Annotated in this window: 16 protein-coding genes; 5 read left to right on the forward strand and 11 right to left on the reverse strand. The window is 61.8% G+C overall.

All coding sequences use genetic code 11. The annotated features are described in order from the left end of the window. Positions 1-119: 119 nt before the first annotated feature. Positions 120-869, reverse strand: a complete 750-nt coding sequence (locus PQQ86_RS09425) for an SDR family NAD(P)-dependent oxidoreductase (RefSeq protein WP_408265992.1) — start codon at positions 867-869, stop codon at positions 120-122. Between the two features lie 128 nt (positions 870-997). On the opposite strand from PQQ86_RS09425, the gene PQQ86_RS09430 reads away from it, so the two are divergent. Next, the gene (locus PQQ86_RS09430; RefSeq protein WP_408265994.1) at positions 998-1,918 is read left to right on the forward strand and encodes a LysR family transcriptional regulator; all 921 of its coding nucleotides are present in this window, start codon (positions 998-1,000) and stop codon (positions 1,916-1,918) included. A gap of 125 nt (positions 1,919-2,043) precedes the next feature. Here the strand turns inward: PQQ86_RS09430 and PQQ86_RS09435 are convergent, their stop codons facing one another. Genes PQQ86_RS09435 through argH form a run of 4 tightly spaced genes read right to left on the reverse strand, consistent with a single transcriptional unit; the run spans position 2,044 to position 6,079 of the window. Then, on the reverse strand, positions 2,044-2,886 hold the full coding sequence (locus PQQ86_RS09435) for an ABC transporter substrate-binding protein (RefSeq protein WP_408265996.1): 843 nt from the start codon (positions 2,884-2,886) through the stop codon (positions 2,044-2,046). Between the two features lie 60 nt (positions 2,887-2,946). Continuing rightward, positions 2,947-3,711 (reverse strand): amino acid ABC transporter ATP-binding protein, encoded by a 765-nt coding sequence (locus PQQ86_RS09440; protein ID WP_408265997.1) that lies wholly within the window; start codon positions 3,709-3,711, stop codon positions 2,947-2,949. A 32-nt stretch (positions 3,712-3,743) separates the two neighbouring features. Then, positions 3,744-4,598, reverse strand: a complete 855-nt coding sequence (locus PQQ86_RS09445) for an amino acid ABC transporter permease (RefSeq protein ID WP_408270188.1) — start codon at positions 4,596-4,598, stop codon at positions 3,744-3,746. A gap of 47 nt (positions 4,599-4,645) precedes the next feature. Then, positions 4,646-6,079, reverse strand: a complete 1,434-nt coding sequence (argH, locus tag PQQ86_RS09450; RefSeq protein ID WP_408265999.1) for an argininosuccinate lyase — start codon at positions 6,077-6,079, stop codon at positions 4,646-4,648. A 112-nt stretch (positions 6,080-6,191) separates the two neighbouring features. On the opposite strand from argH, the gene PQQ86_RS09455 reads away from it, so the two are divergent. Next, positions 6,192-7,070: a LysR substrate-binding domain-containing protein gene (locus PQQ86_RS09455; protein WP_408266001.1), complete on the forward strand. Its 879-nt coding sequence runs from the start codon at positions 6,192-6,194 to the stop codon at positions 7,068-7,070. A gap of 10 nt (positions 7,071-7,080) precedes the next feature. Here PQQ86_RS09455 and PQQ86_RS09460 read toward each other — a convergent pair whose 3' ends face one another. From PQQ86_RS09460 to PQQ86_RS09475, 4 genes are all read right to left on the reverse strand, one after another. Next, a complete protein-coding gene (locus tag PQQ86_RS09460; RefSeq protein ID WP_408266002.1) occupies positions 7,081-7,935 on the reverse strand; it encodes an ABC transporter substrate-binding protein in 855 nt (284 codons plus the stop codon). A gap of 69 nt (positions 7,936-8,004) precedes the next feature. Beyond that, positions 8,005-9,399: an MmgE/PrpD family protein gene (locus PQQ86_RS09465; protein WP_408266004.1), complete on the reverse strand. Its 1,395-nt coding sequence runs from the start codon at positions 9,397-9,399 to the stop codon at positions 8,005-8,007. Continuing rightward, on the reverse strand, positions 9,396-10,322 hold the full coding sequence (locus PQQ86_RS09470; RefSeq protein WP_408266006.1) for a polysaccharide deacetylase family protein: 927 nt from the start codon (positions 10,320-10,322) through the stop codon (positions 9,396-9,398). The genes PQQ86_RS09465 and PQQ86_RS09470 overlap by 4 nt, the downstream gene beginning before the upstream one ends. Then, positions 10,319-11,206, reverse strand: coding sequence for a polysaccharide deacetylase family protein (locus PQQ86_RS09475; RefSeq protein ID WP_408266008.1), 888 nt, complete (start codon positions 11,204-11,206; stop codon positions 10,319-10,321). The genes PQQ86_RS09470 and PQQ86_RS09475 overlap by 4 nt, the downstream gene beginning before the upstream one ends. A gap of 320 nt (positions 11,207-11,526) precedes the next feature. Between PQQ86_RS09475 and PQQ86_RS09480 the strand changes: the two genes are divergently transcribed. Both PQQ86_RS09480 and PQQ86_RS09485 read left to right on the forward strand, forming a co-directional pair. Further along, the gene (locus PQQ86_RS09480) at positions 11,527-12,414 is read left to right on the forward strand and encodes a LysR substrate-binding domain-containing protein (protein WP_408266010.1); all 888 of its coding nucleotides are present in this window, start codon (positions 11,527-11,529) and stop codon (positions 12,412-12,414) included. Between the two features lie 158 nt (positions 12,415-12,572). After that, positions 12,573-13,070, forward strand: a complete 498-nt coding sequence (locus PQQ86_RS09485; protein ID WP_054041457.1) for an acyl-CoA thioesterase — start codon at positions 12,573-12,575, stop codon at positions 13,068-13,070. 94 nt (positions 13,071-13,164) lie between these two features. Here the strand turns inward: PQQ86_RS09485 and PQQ86_RS09490 are convergent, their stop codons facing one another. Continuing rightward, a complete protein-coding gene (locus tag PQQ86_RS09490; RefSeq protein ID WP_408266013.1) occupies positions 13,165-14,604 on the reverse strand; it encodes a sensor histidine kinase in 1,440 nt (479 codons plus the stop codon). Positions 14,605-14,677: 73 nt separating this feature from the next. Further along, positions 14,678-15,652, reverse strand: coding sequence for a response regulator (locus tag PQQ86_RS09495; RefSeq protein ID WP_408266015.1), 975 nt, complete (start codon positions 15,650-15,652; stop codon positions 14,678-14,680). 696 nt (positions 15,653-16,348) lie between these two features. On the opposite strand from PQQ86_RS09495, the gene PQQ86_RS09500 reads away from it, so the two are divergent. Next, on the forward strand, positions 16,349-16,891 hold the full coding sequence (locus tag PQQ86_RS09500) for an SCO family protein (RefSeq protein ID WP_408270191.1): 543 nt from the start codon (positions 16,349-16,351) through the stop codon (positions 16,889-16,891). Positions 16,892-16,979 lie beyond the last annotated feature (88 nt).

Consider the following 16,979-nt stretch of genomic DNA (forward strand, 5'->3'; position numbering starts at 1 on the left):
TTGTCGAAGATGGCCTGGTTAGCCGGGGAAACTTCGTCGCGCGTCGGTACGTTGATGGTGGTCATGGTGATACTCCTGAGTAAAAAAGATGAATAAAGTTGGGTGGAAGAAACCGTGTGTTACTGCGCGGTATAGGCGCCGTCGACTGCAATGTTCTGTCCGGTGAGGTAGCGCGCCTTGTCGCTCGCAAGAAAGACGATGGTCTGGGCGATTTCGTCCGGAGTCGCGGCGCGTCGCGCCGGTATCGTCGCGAGGAAACTGGCCTTGCCCTCCTCGCTTCCCCCGGCAAAACGGTCGAGCATTTCGGTCGCTACAGGACCCGGCGCCACGGCGTTGACGCGCACGCCTGCAGCAGCGCCTTCGAGCGCCGCACTCTTCGTGAGGCCTTCGACCGCATGTTTGCTGGCTGCGTAGACCGACGCGCCCGCAATGCCCACCTGGCCTGCGATCGACGAGAGATTGATGATCGAGCCCGCGCCCTGCGCCAGCATCACGCGCATTTCATGTTTGAGCGACAGCAGCGTGCCGAGCACGTTGACCGAGAACGTGTCTTCGTAGTTGGTTGCTGTCTGCTCGACGATCGGCGCCAGTTGACCTTCCGTGCCGGCGTTGTTGACCGCCACGTCGAGGCGCCCGAAACGCTCGACGGTCTGCTCGACCACGCTGCGTACTTCGGCTTCGAAGCGCACATCGGCGCGCAAGAATTCGGCTTCGGCACCGAGCGCACGCAATTCGGCGGCAAGCGCCTGACCTGCCTCTTCGCGACGGCCGCTGACGACCACGCGGTTTCCTTCGCGAGCGAAAGCAAGAGCGGTAGCGCGGCCGATGCCGGTCAGCGCGCCAGTGATAAGAACGACGGGTGAGTTCATGTCCGTACTCCTTGGGTGGGTTGCATCGAATCGCGTTTGCGATGACTGCACTTTGACTGATTCCAGATTGGGGATATAGATGGTGTATGCTCATATGACTGATTCCATACAGGAATATATTGAGCAAAATGGACAAGCTGCAGGCAATGAAGACGTTCGTGCGCGTGGTGGAGGCCGGCAGCTTTTCCGCAGTCGCGCACGAGGCCGACACGACGCAAAGCGCAGTGAGCAAACAGGTCGCGGCACTCGAGCGCGAGCTGGGCGCGCGGCTGCTGACGCGAACCACCCGTTCGCTTGCGCTGACGGAAGAAGGTGAACACTATTTCGAGCAGGCGCGGCGCCTGGTCGCGGAGATCGCGGAGGCCGAAGGCGCGCTGCGGCGCGGCGAGCAGCAACTGACGGGCTGGCTGCGGATCGCGGCGTCAGTCGGCTTCGGACGCCTCAAGCTCATGCCATTGGTTCAGTCGTTTCTGGCAGAGCATCGTGGCGTGAAGATCGACCTGCGCCTGAGCGATGGTTTTGTCGATCTCGTAGAACAGGGGATCGACGTCGCAGTGCGGCTCGGCGATCTTCCGGACAGCAGCCTGATTGCGCGTCGCGTGGGAACGGCCCAGCGGATGCTGATGGCGCATCGCAGCTACGTGCGCTCACTGCCCAAAGGAACGAAAGCGCCACGCGTTCCCGGCGACTTGAGTGAGCACAACTGCATCGTCTACACCGAACTGGCGATGCGCAACGCGTGGCGTTTTACGGCGGGGCCCGGCGCGACGGATCCGGTGGGGACCACGCGCATCGTGCGGGTCGAGGGTAATCTGCAAACCAACAGCAGCGAGGTCATGCGGGCTTCGGTGCTCGCGGGTATGGGGATCGGCTATTCGCCGACGTGGCTGTTCGATGACGAGCTAGCCAGCGGCAACGTGCAGCGGATGTTACCGGACTGGGACACGATCCCCATCCCGATCCATCTGGTGAGCCCACTGGAGCGCCGGCATTCGGCCAAGGTCAAAGCGTTCGCCGAACATGTCGGCAAGGCGATGGCGCGGGGCTGAAAACGCTCAGCGGCTCGAAGCACTCAAGCCCACTACCATAGGCCGCTGGCTCGGGAAGCCAGCGGCGTGAGCAATCCATCTGTCGAACGTGATCGCGGCCAAGGCGAGGCTCGCGCCCGCCCGTATCAAGTCCCGGCGTTTACGAGCGCCTTCGGCACAGCGTGTTGCTGCAAACCCCATTTCGCCAGGATCTTCTGGTAGGTGCCGTCGGCGATCAACTGGTTGAATGCCGTGGTCAGCGCAGTGTTGAGCGCCGCGTTGTCTTTCGACATACCGAGCGCGGTGTACTGCGACAGGAATGGCTGACCAATCGGCGCGTACGCGTTCTGCTCAATCGAGTTCTGGTACGGCAAAGTCTCGCCGCCCTGCACCGCCACATCGATCCGGTTCTGGCGCAACTGCATGCGCGCGTCCGACGAGCCATCCGTACCGATTACCTTGATGGGCGGCTTGCCTGCCTTCACGCAATGCTCATTGCTCCACTTCGCCGTATCGTTCACAAACGATGTGCGGCGGCTCGTTCCGACGGTCTTGCCGCACAACGCATCCATCGTCGCGAACTCGCCCGCACGCGCCTTCACCGTATAGAACTGCGGGCCGGTCGTGATGTAGTCGAGGAAGTTTACCGCCCCGCGCCGCTCGGGTAGATCGGTCATGCCCGACAGGATCACGTCGACACGCTTCGTCGTCAGCGCGCTCATCATCTGGTCGAAGTTGGTCTCCTGCCATTCGAGCTTGACGCCAAGCTTCGCGGCGAGCGCTTCGCCGAGATCGACGTCGAAGCCCATCAGCTTGTCGGTGGCTGGGTCCTTGTATTCGAACGGCGGATAGTTCGGCACGATCGCCGCGACGAGCGTGCTCTTGCCAATTGACGGAGCAGCAGTTTGTGCATGAAGCAGCGGCGCATGCAGCGCCACGACGCCAACGACCAGGGTGAACCATTCACGCAAACGAAGGGGCGCGTTCATAGAAACTCGCTTGTTAGAAGAATCTGGAAAGCGGGTCCCAGCCGGAACCCGCGATTGTGATCAGGAAAGTACGGCCGAAATGAAATCCTGCGTACGTCTATGTTTTGGCTGCCCGAGCACCTGATCAGGCGTGCCGGTTTCCACCACTTGCCCCTGATCCATGAAGACCACCCGGTTGGCCACCTCGCGTGCAAAGCCCAGTTCATGCGTCACCACGATCATTGTCATGCCGCTTCGCGCCAGGTCCCGCATCACCGCCAGCACCTCGCCCACGAGTTCAGGATCCAACGCCGAGGTCGGCTCGTCGAACAACATCAGTTGCGGATGCATCGCCAGTGCACGTGCAATCGCCACCCGTTGCTGCTGTCCACCGGACAGTTCTACTGGAAACGCATCGCACTTATGAGCGAGCCCTACACGCTTGAGCAACGAACGCGCCTCTTCTTCCGCTTCCGCGCGACGCCGTTTTAGAACCTGCACCGGACCTTCGGTCACGTTCTCCAGCACCGTCTTGTGCGGGAACAGGTGGAATTTCTGGAACACCATGCCGGTCGCGAGACGTTGGCGCGCCACCTGCCGTTCGGACAGTTCGTGCAGCCGGTTACCCACCCGCCGGTAGCCCGCCAGTTCGCCATTCACCCACAGCGCCCCGTCGTTGATCTTCTCCAGCTGGTTGATACACCGCAGGAACGTGCTCTTGCCCGAACCCGACGGCCCGATCACGCACAGCACCTCGCCTTTGGCCACGTCCAGCGTAATGCCCTGCAAGGCCTTGAACTCGCCATATGACTTGCGCACGTCGACCGCGCGAACGATTGAATTCATTTCGGCTCCTTGTCCTGTCGTCACCGGCGCCTTCATTGCCGGCCCGATGCACGTCCCGCCCCGCGGGCGTAGTGCCGCTCCACCCGCGACTGCGCGAACGACAGCACCGTCACCACCACCAGGTACCAGACCCCGGCCACCATCAGCAGCTCGATCACCCGTGCATTCGCGTAGTAGATGTTCTCGGCGTTGTGCAGCATCTCCGCATACTGGATCACGCTCGCGAGGGACGTCATCTTCACCATGCTCACCATCTCGTTACCGATCGGCGGCACAATCATCCGCATCGCCTGCGGCAGAATTACCCGGCGCAGCGCCTGCAGCCGCGGCATGCCGATCGACTTGGCCGCTTCATACTGGCCCGTGTCCACCGACAACAGCCCCGCGCGCACCACTTCCGACGTGTACGCTCCCTGGTTGATCCCGAGGCCCAGCAATGCCGCGAGGAACGGCGTCATGACGTCCACCGTGCGAAATTCGAACAGGCCCGGAATGCCCATCGACGGAAACACCAGCGCCAGGTTGAACCACAGCAGCAGTTGCAGGATCACCGGCGTGCCGCGAAACAGCCACACATAGCCTTGCGCGACCGCTTGCAACACCGGATTGGACGACAGCCGCATGAGCGCGGTGATCACGCCGAGCACCACGCCCAGCACCATCGCCAGCACCGTCATCACGATCGTGTTGACAAGGCCGGTCAGGATCGAACGCGCCGTCAGGAACCGCGCGACGTAACGCCATTCGATCTGGCCGTGCGCGAACGCCAGCACCACGTACCCAATCAGCGCGATGATCGCCGCCGAAGCCACATAACGGCCCCAGTAGCGGCGCCGCACATGTACCAGATGCGAAATGTCGGTGACGTCCTCACTCATCTCTGTCATCTGCTTCTGAGCCTCCGCGGGCAGTGCCGCCTGATCGTTGGAAACGCTTACCATGATGGCCCCCTGTAGTCGGCTGCCCACTCGGTCTGCCGGTCGATCGCGGCGCGCAGCCGGGTGATCTGCTCTTCCACGCGAGCCGGCGCCGTGCCGCCGTAGCCGCTGCGCGCGGCCACCGCCGCTTCGAGCGTCACGTGTTCCAGCACCGACGCCTCGAGCCGCGCGTCCACCTGGGCCAACGTCGCCACCGACACCTCACCCAGCTCGATGCCCTGCTCTTCACACGCCCTCACCAGCGCGCCCGTGATCTCGTGCGCCTCGCTGAACGGAATGCCGCGCAGCGCGAGCCAGTCGGCCACCTCCGTGGCGAGCGTGAAGCCCAACGGCGCCTGGCGGCGCATCTCGGCCACGTTCACCTGCATCGTGCGGATCATGCCAGCCATCGCCGGCAATACCAACTCCAGCGTGTCGATACTGTCGAACGCGGCGATCTTGTCTTCCGCCAGATCGCGGTTGTACGCGAGCGGCAGCGACTTCAGCGTCGCCAGCAGGCCGCCAAGATTGCCGATCAGCCGCCCCGCCTTGCCGCGCGTGAGCTCCGCGATATCCGAGTTTTTCTTCTGCGGCATGATCGAGCTGCCCGTGGCGTAGCCGTCGTCCAGCACGACCCAGCCGAACTGGCGCGTCGTCCACAGGATCACTTCTTCCGACAGTCGCGACAGATTCACCGACAGCATGCTCGCAATGAACACGAACTCCGCCACGTGATCGCGCGAGGCGACCGCGTCGATCGAGTTCTCGCACGGCGCGTCATAGCCCAGCTCCGCGGCCGATAGCTCCGGGCGCACACAGATCGCCGAACCCGCCAACGCTGCCGCGCCCAGCGGCGAGCGCGCGCTGCGCCGGTCCCAGTCCACCAGACGATCGACGTCGCGGTAAATCGACTGCGCATGCGCCAGCAAATGATGCGCGAACACGACCGGCTGCGCCGGCTGCAGGTGGGTAAAGCCCGCCGTCACGCTGCGGGTGTGCGCATCGGCCTGTTCGATCAGTGCGTTCTGCAAATCGATCACTGCGTGCGTCAGCGTGCGTGCCTTGTCACGCAGGAACAGGCGCAGGTCGTTGGCCGCCTGGTCGTTGCGCGAGCGGCCCGCGCGCAGCTTGCCACCGGTGGCGCCCAACCGTTGCGTCAATTCGCGTTCGAGGAACGTGTGCACGTCCTCGTCATCCTGCGACGGTCCGATCTCGCCTGCAAGGTACTGCGCTTGCAGCCTGTCCATTTCGCCCAGCAGTTGCTGCAGTTCTTCCTCGGTCAGGATCTGCGCACGGCGCAGTTCCTGAGCATGCGCGCGCGAACCGGCCAGATCGTAAGGCGCGAGCCGGAAGAAGCTTGGGTCCGAACGTGACAGCGCCTTGAGCGCCGCCGACGGCCCCGACTTGAAACGCCCACCCCACAAACGCTCGATCGGTTCAGAAATATTCATCGCTGCCAGCCCTCAGTTAAGTTGACTCCACTGTACGTATCCAGTTTTTCTTCTTGTAGCGAGAATTAAATTCCGTTCAAATGAAATTTTTCTCAGCATCTCTTCCCGCCTCATGAGAAACCGTCTGCCACCGCTCAATCCGCTCCGTGCGTTCGAGGCCGCCGCGCGGCGCTCGAGCGTGGCCGGCGCCGCGCAGGAACTGCACGTGACCGCCAGCGCGGTCAGCCACCAGATCCGCATTCTCGAAGAGTCGCTCGGCGTTACGCTGTTCGTCAGATCAAAGGCGCGCGTGAAATTGACGCGCGAAGGCGAGGCCTTGCTGCAGCCCGTCAAAAACGCTTTCGACATGATCGCCAACGCCGTGGTCAAACTGGACTCACCCGAGATGGCGGGCGATCTCGTCGTGTCCACGCCGCTGCTGTTCACGTCGCGCTGGATGGCCCGGCACATCGGCGAGTTTCTCGACCAGTACCCGGCGATCAATCTGAAAGTGATCCCCTCCAATGACGACCGCGAGGTGTATTCGCCCGATGTCGACGTCTGCGTGCGCTATGGAGAAGGCCGCTGGCGCGATCGTCACGTCACGCTGATTACGCATCCCGCGCTGTTTCCGGTGGTCAGTCCAGCCTTGATGAACGGTCCCAACGCGATCCGCAAGACCGAGGATCTTGCGGGCAAAGCGCTGTTTTGCGAGCACTCGGGATCGTGGATGCGATGGCTCGCGCATGCGTCGGCCGACAAACTCGAGGGCATCAGGATTCTGGAAATCGGCAATGCGCATATCGGTATCGAAGCGGCGATTCACGGCCAGGGTGTGGCGCTCGGCGACAGTTTCTCGGTGCGGGACGACCTGATGGATGGCACGCTGATCCGGCCGTTCAACATCACCGTGCCGTCGAGACACGCGTATTACCTGGTGTCCCGGCAGGAGTTGTCCGATACGCCGCTCGTGTCCGCATTCGCCACGTGGCTGAGCGAGAACGTAGAGTGACCCGACTGCTTCAATGGTCCTTCGCACCGTTCATCGTCACCTGCTGAACCGCGCTCGATTGCAGCCCCCACTTCGCCACGATCGCACTGTATGTGCCGTTCGCGACCAGTTTGTCGAGCGCGGCCCGCACGGCATCGCGCAGCTTCGGGTTGGATTTCGCAAAGGCGATGCCTTCAGGCGAAGCCGCGAACGGTTCGCCAATCGGCTTGTAGGTGTTCGGTTCGAGCTTCATTGCGTACGGCAGGGTTTCGCTGCCCTGCACGCCCGCAACGATTCGCCCCTGCTTCAACTGCATACGCGCGGATGACGTGTCTTCCGTACCCACCACTGTGACCGGCGTCTTGCCGACGCAGTTCTTCGCACTCCATGCTACGGTGTCTGCCGGGAATGACGTGCTGCGGCTCGTGCCGACCGACTTCCCGCACAGATCTGCCGACTGCCGGATCTCGCCGCCATGCGCGCCCGTCAGGATGTAGAACTGGGCCCCCGAATTCAGGTAATCGAGAAAGTCCGCCGTATCGCGGCGCCCCGGCACATCGCTCAATCCGCTCAGCACCATGTCCACTCGCCCGGTAGCGAGCGAGGGCAGCAATTGTTCAAACGCCGACTCCTGCCAGTCCAGCTTGACGCCGAGTTGCTTTGCAATCGCATTGCCGAGGTCGATATCGAAGCCGGTCAGCTCGCCGCTCTCCGGGTCTTTGTATTCCATCGGCGGGTAGATCGAGTTGACCGCGACCTTGATGACCTTGGCCCTGGCGATCGAATCAGGCAACGCTTGCGCATGGGCAGCAGCGCCGAAGAGAAATGTCGACAGGCAGACTGCCATCAAACGGGACGCAGCGCGCAGCGGGTTCAGCTTGTGCATGGAGACATACCTTTAAAGAATTGAACGCTTGTCATCAAAACTACTGGGTTTCCGTCACGGCCTGTCACGCTACCGCAGCGCGGGTTTAGCCTCGGCATCGCCGCCAAGCCACGATAGAAGCGTTCGCGCGTCGGCGAGATTGTCCAGATCGAATACGGCATGGGCAAGCGCGTTCGCCGACGTGTCGTCGAGCGCCATGGCGGCCAGGGCGTGGTACTTCGACAGCAGGTCCGCATCCGACAACGGATTGCGCGGATCGCCGAGCGGCGTGAGCACCTGCCGCGAGCGCGGCATCTCGTCGGCGATCGTGAGCGTGACGATGGGCTCGTCCAGATCGGACATCGTCAGATCGACTTCGAGCGTAATGCGCTCCATCATCGCGGCCATGCGCGGATCGGTTCGCGCAGCCTCGAGATAAGCGGCAATTCCCGCGTGGCCATAGACCAGCACCGAAGCGACTGCATACGGCAAACTCATTTGCGACGAGGCCAGGTTGCGCAAATCGCGGCCACCGCACATGCCTTCGACGAATGCGCTCAATCTGACGTGCACGCTGGACAGCCTGTCCGGATCGAATTTGATGTCACGCAACAGATCGAGCGTGGCATCCACTGCTGCATGCGTGCTGCGGCACGACGCGTGCGGCTTGATCGAGCAACGCATGATCTTCCACGTGTCGCCCAGTTCATGCAGCAAGGCTTCGGGTTTCTGTGTGTCGGGAGCGAACGCGTTGAAGAAGCCGCCCCATACGTCCGCGAACACCTGCGTCGGGCCGGTGACGTTTTCCCTCGCCAGCAATGCCGCCAGCAATCCACCTTCAGCCGCACGGCCGGTATGCATGCGTTTCGTTTGCGACGCGTCGTGAATGAAACCCCACAGGCCGCCGCTGAAGCTGCCCGCATGGCCGAGCGCCGCGCCGGTTTGCACGGCGTCGAGTCCGAGAAGGCGCGCGCTTGCCGCCGCCGCGCCGAACACGCCACAGGTCATCGTCGAATGCCAGCCGCGTGCGTTGTGCGGCGAATATCCGCCGCACGCTTCGAGCACGCGCCTGCCGACGTCATAGCCGAGCACCACTGCCGCGAGAAATTCACGCCCCGATACCGGCCGCGACGAGCAGGCAAGCGCCGCGAATGCGGCGGGCAGCACGACCGCGCCGGAATGATCGCAGCCGCCCGAGTCGTCGAGTTCCAAGGCATGCGCGGCCACACCGTTGACGAAGGCCGCGCTGCGCGGGCCGAGCGACTGCCGCGTGCCCCACACCTGCGCCACGCTTGGGCCCTCGCCGGACATCACCGCCCGCGCGCTGCGCGACTCCACGGCCGCGGCACCGGCCAGCGACGCGCCGAGCGTGTCGAGGATATGCCGCTTGGCCTTATGGACGACGGCAGCAGGCAGCGCGTCGTTGGGTACGCGCGCGACGAATGCCGCCAGTTGCTCCGACAGCGACAGATCACGCGCGCTCATCGTGCGGCCTCCCGATGCCGTGCAAAAACGTCGACCGGATGACCGGGTTCGTTACCGTCGACGTTCTGGCGCCACCAGGCCGCCACTTCCGCGCCCGTCGCGAACCACACGTCGTCGTGCGAACGCATCTCTGCTAGCAACTCACGCAACACGTCAATACGTCCCGCGGTACCGATGAGTTCCGGATGCAGCCTCAGCACAAAGCACAGACCGAAGCGGCGAAACGCCGCGAAATCCTGCTTCCAGTTCGCCAGCACTTCCCGATACGAGGGAATCCGCGGCTGTCCGACAGGAACGGCCGGCGACAGGTTGTAGACGAAGTACGGTTCGTCTTCGAGTTCATAGTGAAGCGGCAGTTCGACCAGCGGCGGCGTGTCGCCAGCCACTACTGTCACTGCGCTCGCCTTCACATTCGCGTCCGGCAGATGAAAATACGGCAGATCGTCGCCGCGCCATGAAGACGACCACGTGACCCCTTCGCTGCGAAGAAAGTCCGCGAAGCCCGGTGCCCAATTGCCGTAGAAGGAACGAAAACCCTGCACGCGCCGACCGAGCGTGTCGACGAGCGCTTGCTGACCTGCAAGGAACGCATGTCGTTGCTCATCGAGCGTGAGTGTGTCGAAGTTCTCGCAGCGAAATCCACTCGTGCCGATTTCGTGATGCTGTGCGTCGATACGGCGCAGCAAGTCCGTGTGGGTTTGCGCCACGCGCCCAGGCAAGAACCAGCTCGAGCGGACATCGAACTCATCAAACGCGTCGAGCACGCGATCCACGCCCCGTTTCGCACCGTAGCGCCACACCGAAAGCGATTTCTCGCGGCCGGCGATACGCGGCTCCTGAGTCAGGATGCCGTGTTCGTCATTGAAGTCGACCGTGACGACCACCGCGCAGCGCGCGTTGTGTGGCCAGTGAAGTGCGTTCATGCGCTGAACTCCTGCGCGTGTCCCGACGTATTGTTATCGAGCCACCATTGCGCGACGTCGCGGCACGTGGCGAACCATACGTTGCCTTGTGCGTGCATGTGATCGATCAGTCTTTCCAGCAGCGCAATCCGGCCGGGTTTGCCTGACACCTTCGGATGAAACAGCGTGGTCAGGCAAAGTCCGTCGCGATGCGAGCCGTCGAATTCACGACGCCAGTTGTCGAGCGTCTCGTCGTAGCTCGCAATGCGGTCGAGGCTTGCCGGAAAATCGGGGTTGCGGTGATAGGCCAGCGACGCATAATCATCGAGCTCCCAGCGGCCCGGAATTTCGACCATGGGCTCGGCGATGCCCTCGGCGTGCAGCAGATAAGGCCGGTCGTCGCCCCGCATCGAACTCGAATAGCGCACGCCGGCTTCCATCAGCACGCGAATCGTGTCCGGCCCCCAGTCGCCCGATGGCGTGCGAAAACCAACCGGACGCATGCCGAGATACTTGGTGAAGACTTCCGCGGAGCGTTCCATCACAGCGCGTTGGCCGTCGCGATCCAGAGTCCAGAAGGCCTCGTGCCGGTAGCCGTGGTAAGCGATCTCATGGCCACCCGCGATGATCGCGGCACATTGATCCGGCCAGTTTTCGACCACCCAGGCCGGCACGAAGAAGGTTGCCGGCACGCGCCGCTCGTTGAGCATGTCGAGCAGACGGCCAAGCGCGCGCCACGGACCGTAACTGCCCAGGGTGAAATACGAAGGGTTGGTCCAGATCGAACCGTTGAGCATCGCATCGCCCGTCGGGCCGTCGAGATCGAACGCGAGCGCGACGCAGGAACGGTGTCCTTCCGGCCAGCGCGGCGCGGTCAGAGTCGGCTGGCGTTCGAGATACTCCATTTGAGAAACGTTGCCCGGCTCCTCAGACGTACTTGCACTGTGTGCATGGCTTCGCGACGCTCGCATGCCCTGTTGCAGGGGCAACGTAACGGTAGATCGGATCAAACGAAAACTCCCTTAAACGCGTTGCTCGATACGGTGCCGATCCGGTGTTTCTGCCCGCCACGTAAGGCGAACCCTTTGCTCAACGCTGGCGCCGCGGCACTCACAGCGAGGCTACTTCGGGTATGGAAATCCGGACTTGTTGAAGGAATTTAAGAACGCCAATTTTCCGGCCACAAACGGTAAAATCTCATGGTTACCATGCGAGTTGTGCATAAATGAAGATCGAACGCTATCCTCCCTTCAACGTGCTGCAAACCCTGCTGGTGGTGGCCCGCTGTGGCAACTTCACGGCTGCATCGCAGCAGCTGTTTCTCAGCCAAAGCGCGGTGAGCCGGCATATTCAACAGATCGAGGAGTATTTCGGTTGCGCGCTGTTCGTCAGGCACACGCGCATGGTCGTGCAGACTGCGGAGTGTCAACGGTTGGTGCCGATCGTCGAAGAGTTGCTGGCAACCGCCCGCCGCTCGATGCACATCACCAATTCCGGTGGCCAGACCATTACCCTGCGTGTCACGCCCACGCTGGCGGCGCGCTGGCTGTTGCCGCGCCTGACCGACTTCTATGCTGAAGTGCCAGGTACGCAGTTGAATATCGACACCGCATGGTTCCTGCCGACCAATTTCGGCGAAGGCACGCTCGACGCGGCGATCCTGTTCGGAACCGGCAATTGGGAAGGATTGGAAGCCACCTGTCTGATGCGGGAAAAATTGACGCCGGTCTGCTCGCCGCAGATCGCCAGCGGCAACCCGCCGCTCGTGGAACCCGAAGATCTGAAACACCACACGTTGCTGCATTCCAGCTTCGGCCGGCGCGGCTGGATCCTGTGGCTGCAACAGGAGGGCAACCTTGCCGCGCATACGTATCGGGAGCAAGTATTCGACACGCTGGACCTCGCATTCAGCGCCGCGGCACGCGGCTTGGGTGTGGCGCTGGGGGATCTGAACCTGGTCGGAGAGAATCTCACCAGCGGCTCACTGGTAACGCCGTTCAAGCGTGTGGTGGAGACCGGGGCTGGATATTATCTGGTGCATCCGCCGCGCAACGAATATCGCGAGAAATTGAAGCCGCTTCTTCGGTGGTTGCAAGCGAGCGTCGCGGCGTAGCCTGCGCCGACGGCAAGGGCATTCGTCAATTTTCTTCGTCACATGTTTGTCAGCCAATAGCCACACGACCCACATCCCTAACAGAATGGGATGTGCCTGCCGTACAGGGAGGCATGCGTGGTTGCCGCAAGCAGCCGTTCCTGCGAAAGGAAAATCGTATGTTGATGCGTGACAATATCCCTACCGCCCTCAACCGAGGATCCGCCCTTCTTTCGGAAGACCCGATCGCCACGGGCTCGCTCAAGACCTTCCACCACACGTTCGACATTTATCTAAAGGACTCGAACGCGTTCATGAATACGTACTTCTCACGTTACTTCGAGTGGCAAGGTGTTTGCCGCGAGCGGTGGTTTCATGAGTGCATCCACAACGACCTGCTGGGATCGGACGGCATGTTCGTGACCAAACGCGCGCACCAGGAGTACGTCCACGAAACCTTCCCCTTCCAGCACGTGGATTGCTATCTGAACACGGTGCAGGTCAAGCAATGCTCCGCCTACCTGCTGTTTCGCTTCTGCGTGGATGGGCGCCAGGTTTCCCAGGGTTACCAGCAGATCCTGTACGCCGGGCGGGACCGGAAGATCAGGCGGTTTCCGGAAGGCATCGTCGAGCGGGTCAAGGAGTATGAGCTGCCGATGACGGCACTAGCCGCCTGATCTCAGCGGCGGACTTTCGCCGTTCAGTTTTTCCGCTGAGTTCTATCTTAGGGTTTGATCTTTGAGTTTCACCGCTAACTTCCACCCTTAATCTTCACTGCGGACGCTGGCGCAAGGAGCGCGCCGGCGCTTTACTCAGTGCACGGTCCGCCGGCGAACCCGGTACCGGTAAGCGCACGGTGAAGGTGGTGTGCGAACCGCGCGTCGACATGCATTCGATCGTGCCGCCCAGAAGCTCCGCAGCGCGGCGGCAGAATGCGAGCCCCATTCCCGCGCCACTCCCGTGCCGCTTGGTCGAGAAGAAGGCGTCGAAGATATGCGGTAGCACGTCGGGCGCGATGCCCGGCCCTGTGTCGCGGAATCGCAGTACACAGAAGCCGTTTTCCTGAACCGCGCTGATTGCAATCTCGCCCTCGCCGCTCACGTGAATCGCGTGCAACGCGTTTTTCAGCAGATTGAACAGCACAAAAACCGCCAGCGTGTCCGAACCCGAAAAGCATAGCGCCGGGTCGATCGGCGCCACGGTGACGCGCACGCGTTCGTCGCTACGGAACGGATAGCGCTCCAGCGCCGACGTCACACATTGCTGCATGGGATGAGGACTGAAGCGCGTGCGGTCCAGGCGGTCCAGGGTGAACGACGCGAGCGCCATCTCGACCATCGCGCTGGTGCCCGACACCTCCCTTCTGATCGCGGTGGCGAGGTGGCTGATGCGCTCGGACTGCCCGGAATGCCCTTCCTGATCGTCGTAAAGCCCATGCGTGACCGCTAGCTTGTAACCTTTGAACACGTGCGCCCATACGCTGGCGATTTCGTCGGCATGCATGGCGATCGTGGCGAGCGGCGTCGCGATTTCGTGCGCGATCGTCGCTGCGATCGCGTAGGGATGAATCAGGTGATAGCGAACGATCGTGATCGCGAGAAGGCCCAGGCTGAGCGCAATGAACAGCACACCTGGCGGATAGAACGGGTAACCGTAGTTGACCGCATAGTCGACTGCAGCGAACGAGTATAGGCAAAGGCTTGCAAAGCAGAGATCGAGACGCCTGCGCGCTTCACTGCCGGCCTGCTTGCGGGCGGCGAGCAGAAGCTGTCCGCTACGCCCAGCAAGCAACACGGTCTGCAGGACGTGCAAAGGGTGCAGCGTCCCGGCGCTCGGATAATAGCCAAAGAAAAAGTGCCGGTAGCCGGAGACCACTTCGTTGCCAGGCAGCAGCACGGCGAGGACAACGCACATACCGTAAGACGCGAGCAATATCGGCCGCTCGCGGCGCCTCGCCGCCACCTCCGTGACGAAGTGATAGAACGTGGTGGGCAGGAAGAGAATGAAGAGATAACCGACCCGGACCAGCACGCTCGCAATGTGGGGATCTTCCGTCTGGAACAGCAATGTCCATGTGCCTTGCCACGCAAATGTCGCCGCGCACATCAGAAGGAATGGCGCGGACAGGCGCGTCACGCCCTGTGTGATGAGTACATAGAGGCCGAACACCACGAACAGCGCAGAGACAAAGGCGGTCGGAATGGCGTACATGTGGCTCAATGGGGCGGAAAACGTTGGTCTATTCCGACAGGTTCATAGCGGAGTATGTGAAGGGGCCGATCCCTCACGGGAGGGTTTGCTGAATCCGGTCGCTGCGCCATTGCGAAAATGTCAGCGTGCTCAGACCCACGTCGGCCGAATCGATTCGGCTCCAGCAATAGAAAGCGTCGTCCCAACCCGGGATGGATTGCGGCGTGACGGTTTTGAAGTTCGCACCGGGACGAAAGGCCAGGTGCGGCCAGAAAACGGGCATCGACTCGCGCACTGCCATCCGCCTCAACAGATCCGCCGGCCCACTCTCATCCGCCACAATTTCCGCCTGGGCGATCCAGTCGTTCTCAGCCCAGGCAAGGAAAACGCTCGGGTTGCCCGCCCGGTCGAACATCAGGATGGCATTCTGCTCCGGACGCCAGTAGTACTCGACGATGTTTTCGGCGGCGACCACCGCGTCAATGACCTTCCTCGTTCGCGGATCGCAATAGGTCATGCCGTTTTCGCCCAGGCCCAACCAGCCTGCCTCCGAACAATGCCTGCTTCTGGCATCTTTCAGATAATGAACCAGTCGGTTAGCCGAATCCGCATCCGTCTTTCTCAGATAAAGATCGACGATCCCGGCATTGAAGGCTTTTACCGCGACGGTCTCATCCGCAACGCCGGTCAGGAGCACCTTGGCGCAACGCAAATTGGATATGGACGAAAGGAATTCGACTCCGCTGAGTCCGGGCATGTCGTAATCGACCACAACCGCGGCCACCTCCGAAAATCGGGCATTCCGGGCCAGTACGTCCCGCTCGGCCGAGGTTTCGACGAACCGCTCCAGGCCGACCTCGCTCAGACCGGCCGACGCCGGCGCAAACACCAGCGAATTCTCGCGAGCATGTTTGCGGATGAAAGCGAGTGCAGTTTGAGGCCGCGTGAAAAACAGATTGGTCGAAATATCCGGAAAGAATCGGCGCAATGCATCGAGGTAGCTGTCGCTGTCGTCCACGAAAACGACGGATGCCGGATAGGAAACAGGGGGTCGAATAAAATTGTTCATGTTTATACGTGGAATATGCGGCGCGCTTTGCACCGGCTTACACGCCGGCTTCTCTCACGCTGGCTCCCGGGCCGATTCCCGCTGGACCATATAGTACCGGGGTCTTTGCATGAACAGTGCAAACTTGCGCGGCCTTTCCGTCAGAGTATGCGAATGGAATAATTTAATCTTAATCGGGTCGAACTGATTATTCTGCCGCAATCACGCCCGGAACTGGTGTTGCCTGAGTCCGGAATTGACCACGAAGCAGCACGGTTTCCTGAATGGTTGCGTCGGCTGTCTTCTGACGCCGAGCGTCAACTTCGCGTGAAGACAACGACCGGCAATCAGTTCATTCCAGCAATCACCGTGCCGCTTGCCAACCCACGGCGAAGTGTCGGCCACTGCACATAGGCGAGCAATTCGTTCCCCTGGAACCACAACTGGCTTCAACCTTCCCTGCTACGCTTCGCTGCATTGCCTGTTTGCGGGTACGAGAGCGAGCCTACGTAGCCGTCACCCGATCTCCCCCCTGGTTCACCGACTGTCGCGTCGCCGGCATGGTTGACTGCGCGCAGCTTGCGGATTCATCTGACCTGCGCGGAGAACGAAGCGGTGTTCCATCAAAAGGTTCGCACGCGACCGGAATCGGCCGAGCCGGCGTCGATTCAGAAATTGGCCCGACGTGCGTTACTGTGTGATGCAGCCTTGGCCACGATGGCCGTGGTGTCGCTTCCCGCTTATGCGCAGCATGGAACGATGGGGCTCGTCAGCCCACCGGTTCGTCTCGACGATGCCTGGTTAGTCGACCAGACCGGCAGGAAGCAGCTGCTGAGCGACTTGCTGCTTCAACGCATCACCGTATTGCAGACGATCTACACCGGGTGCAGTTCGGTATGTCCTCTGCAAGGCGCGCTGTTCAGCGGAGTTCAGGACCGCATGCCGCACCTTCAGGGTCGTTATCCGGTTCAGTTGCTATCGATCGGAATCGACCCGCTTTCCGACTCGCCATCCGCCTTGCACGAGTGGCTCGCGCGCTTTCAGGCTGGTCCCCGGTGGAATGCGGCCACGCCGACATTGCACGACGTCGACCGGATGCGCACGGCGCTCTCGGGCAGCTCGCTGCCGCTCGGCAACATCGCCGATCACTCAACACAGATCTATTGCTTCGATGCGAGCGCCCGATTGCGCTGGTGCAGTGCCGACCTTCCTCGCGTCGACGAAGTCTGCGATGTGCTCAGCGCGCTGGGGCGTACCTAGTTCGACTTCAACCGGAAGCAAGGACATGACACGCATTCGTTCCGTCAGGATCTCCTCCGCACTGCTCGACAGGTGCGTGAAAGCCCTG

Source organism: Paraburkholderia sediminicola (assembly GCF_046026675.1).
GTDB lineage: Bacteria > Pseudomonadota > Gammaproteobacteria > Burkholderiales > Burkholderiaceae > Paraburkholderia > Paraburkholderia sediminicola_F.

Bases quoted from the DNA above. Each gene is read 5' to 3' on its own strand.
- PQQ86_RS09460 (WP_408266002.1), bottom strand. From the start codon at position 7,935: ATGCACAAGCTGAACCCGCTGCGCGCTGCGTCCCGTTTGATGGCAGTC.
- PQQ86_RS09490 (WP_408266013.1), bottom strand. From the start codon at position 14,604: ATGTACGCCATTCCGACCGCCTTTGTCTCTGCGCTGTTCGTGGTGTTC.
- argH (WP_408265999.1), bottom strand. From the start codon at position 6,079: ATGAATATTTCTGAACCGATCGAGCGTTTGTGGGGTGGGCGTTTCAAG.
- PQQ86_RS09430 (WP_408265994.1), top strand. From the start codon at position 998: ATGGACAAGCTGCAGGCAATGAAGACGTTCGTGCGCGTGGTGGAGGCC.
- PQQ86_RS09470 (WP_408266006.1), bottom strand. From the start codon at position 10,322: ATGAACGCACTTCACTGGCCACACAACGCGCGCTGCGCGGTGGTCGTC.
- PQQ86_RS09440 (WP_408265997.1), bottom strand. From the start codon at position 3,711: ATGAATTCAATCGTTCGCGCGGTCGACGTGCGCAAGTCATATGGCGAG.
- PQQ86_RS09445 (WP_408270188.1), bottom strand. From the start codon at position 4,598: ATGACAGAGATGAGTGAGGACGTCACCGACATTTCGCATCTGGTACAT.
- PQQ86_RS09480 (WP_408266010.1), top strand. From the start codon at position 11,527: ATGAAGATCGAACGCTATCCTCCCTTCAACGTGCTGCAAACCCTGCTG.
- PQQ86_RS09455 (WP_408266001.1), top strand. From the start codon at position 6,192: ATGAGAAACCGTCTGCCACCGCTCAATCCGCTCCGTGCGTTCGAGGCC.
- PQQ86_RS09485 (WP_054041457.1), top strand. From the start codon at position 12,573: ATGTTGATGCGTGACAATATCCCTACCGCCCTCAACCGAGGATCCGCC.
- PQQ86_RS09495 (WP_408266015.1), bottom strand. From the start codon at position 15,652: ATGAACAATTTTATTCGACCCCCTGTTTCCTATCCGGCATCCGTCGTT.
- PQQ86_RS09425 (WP_408265992.1), bottom strand. From the start codon at position 869: ATGAACTCACCCGTCGTTCTTATCACTGGCGCGCTGACCGGCATCGGC.
- PQQ86_RS09475 (WP_408266008.1), bottom strand. From the start codon at position 11,206: ATGGAGTATCTCGAACGCCAGCCGACTCTGACCGCGCCGCGCTGGCCG.
- PQQ86_RS09500 (WP_408270191.1), top strand. From the start codon at position 16,349: ATGGCCGTGGTGTCGCTTCCCGCTTATGCGCAGCATGGAACGATGGGG.
- PQQ86_RS09465 (WP_408266004.1), bottom strand. From the start codon at position 9,399: ATGAGCGCGCGTGATCTGTCGCTGTCGGAGCAACTGGCGGCATTCGTC.
- PQQ86_RS09435 (WP_408265996.1), bottom strand. From the start codon at position 2,886: ATGAACGCGCCCCTTCGTTTGCGTGAATGGTTCACCCTGGTCGTTGGC.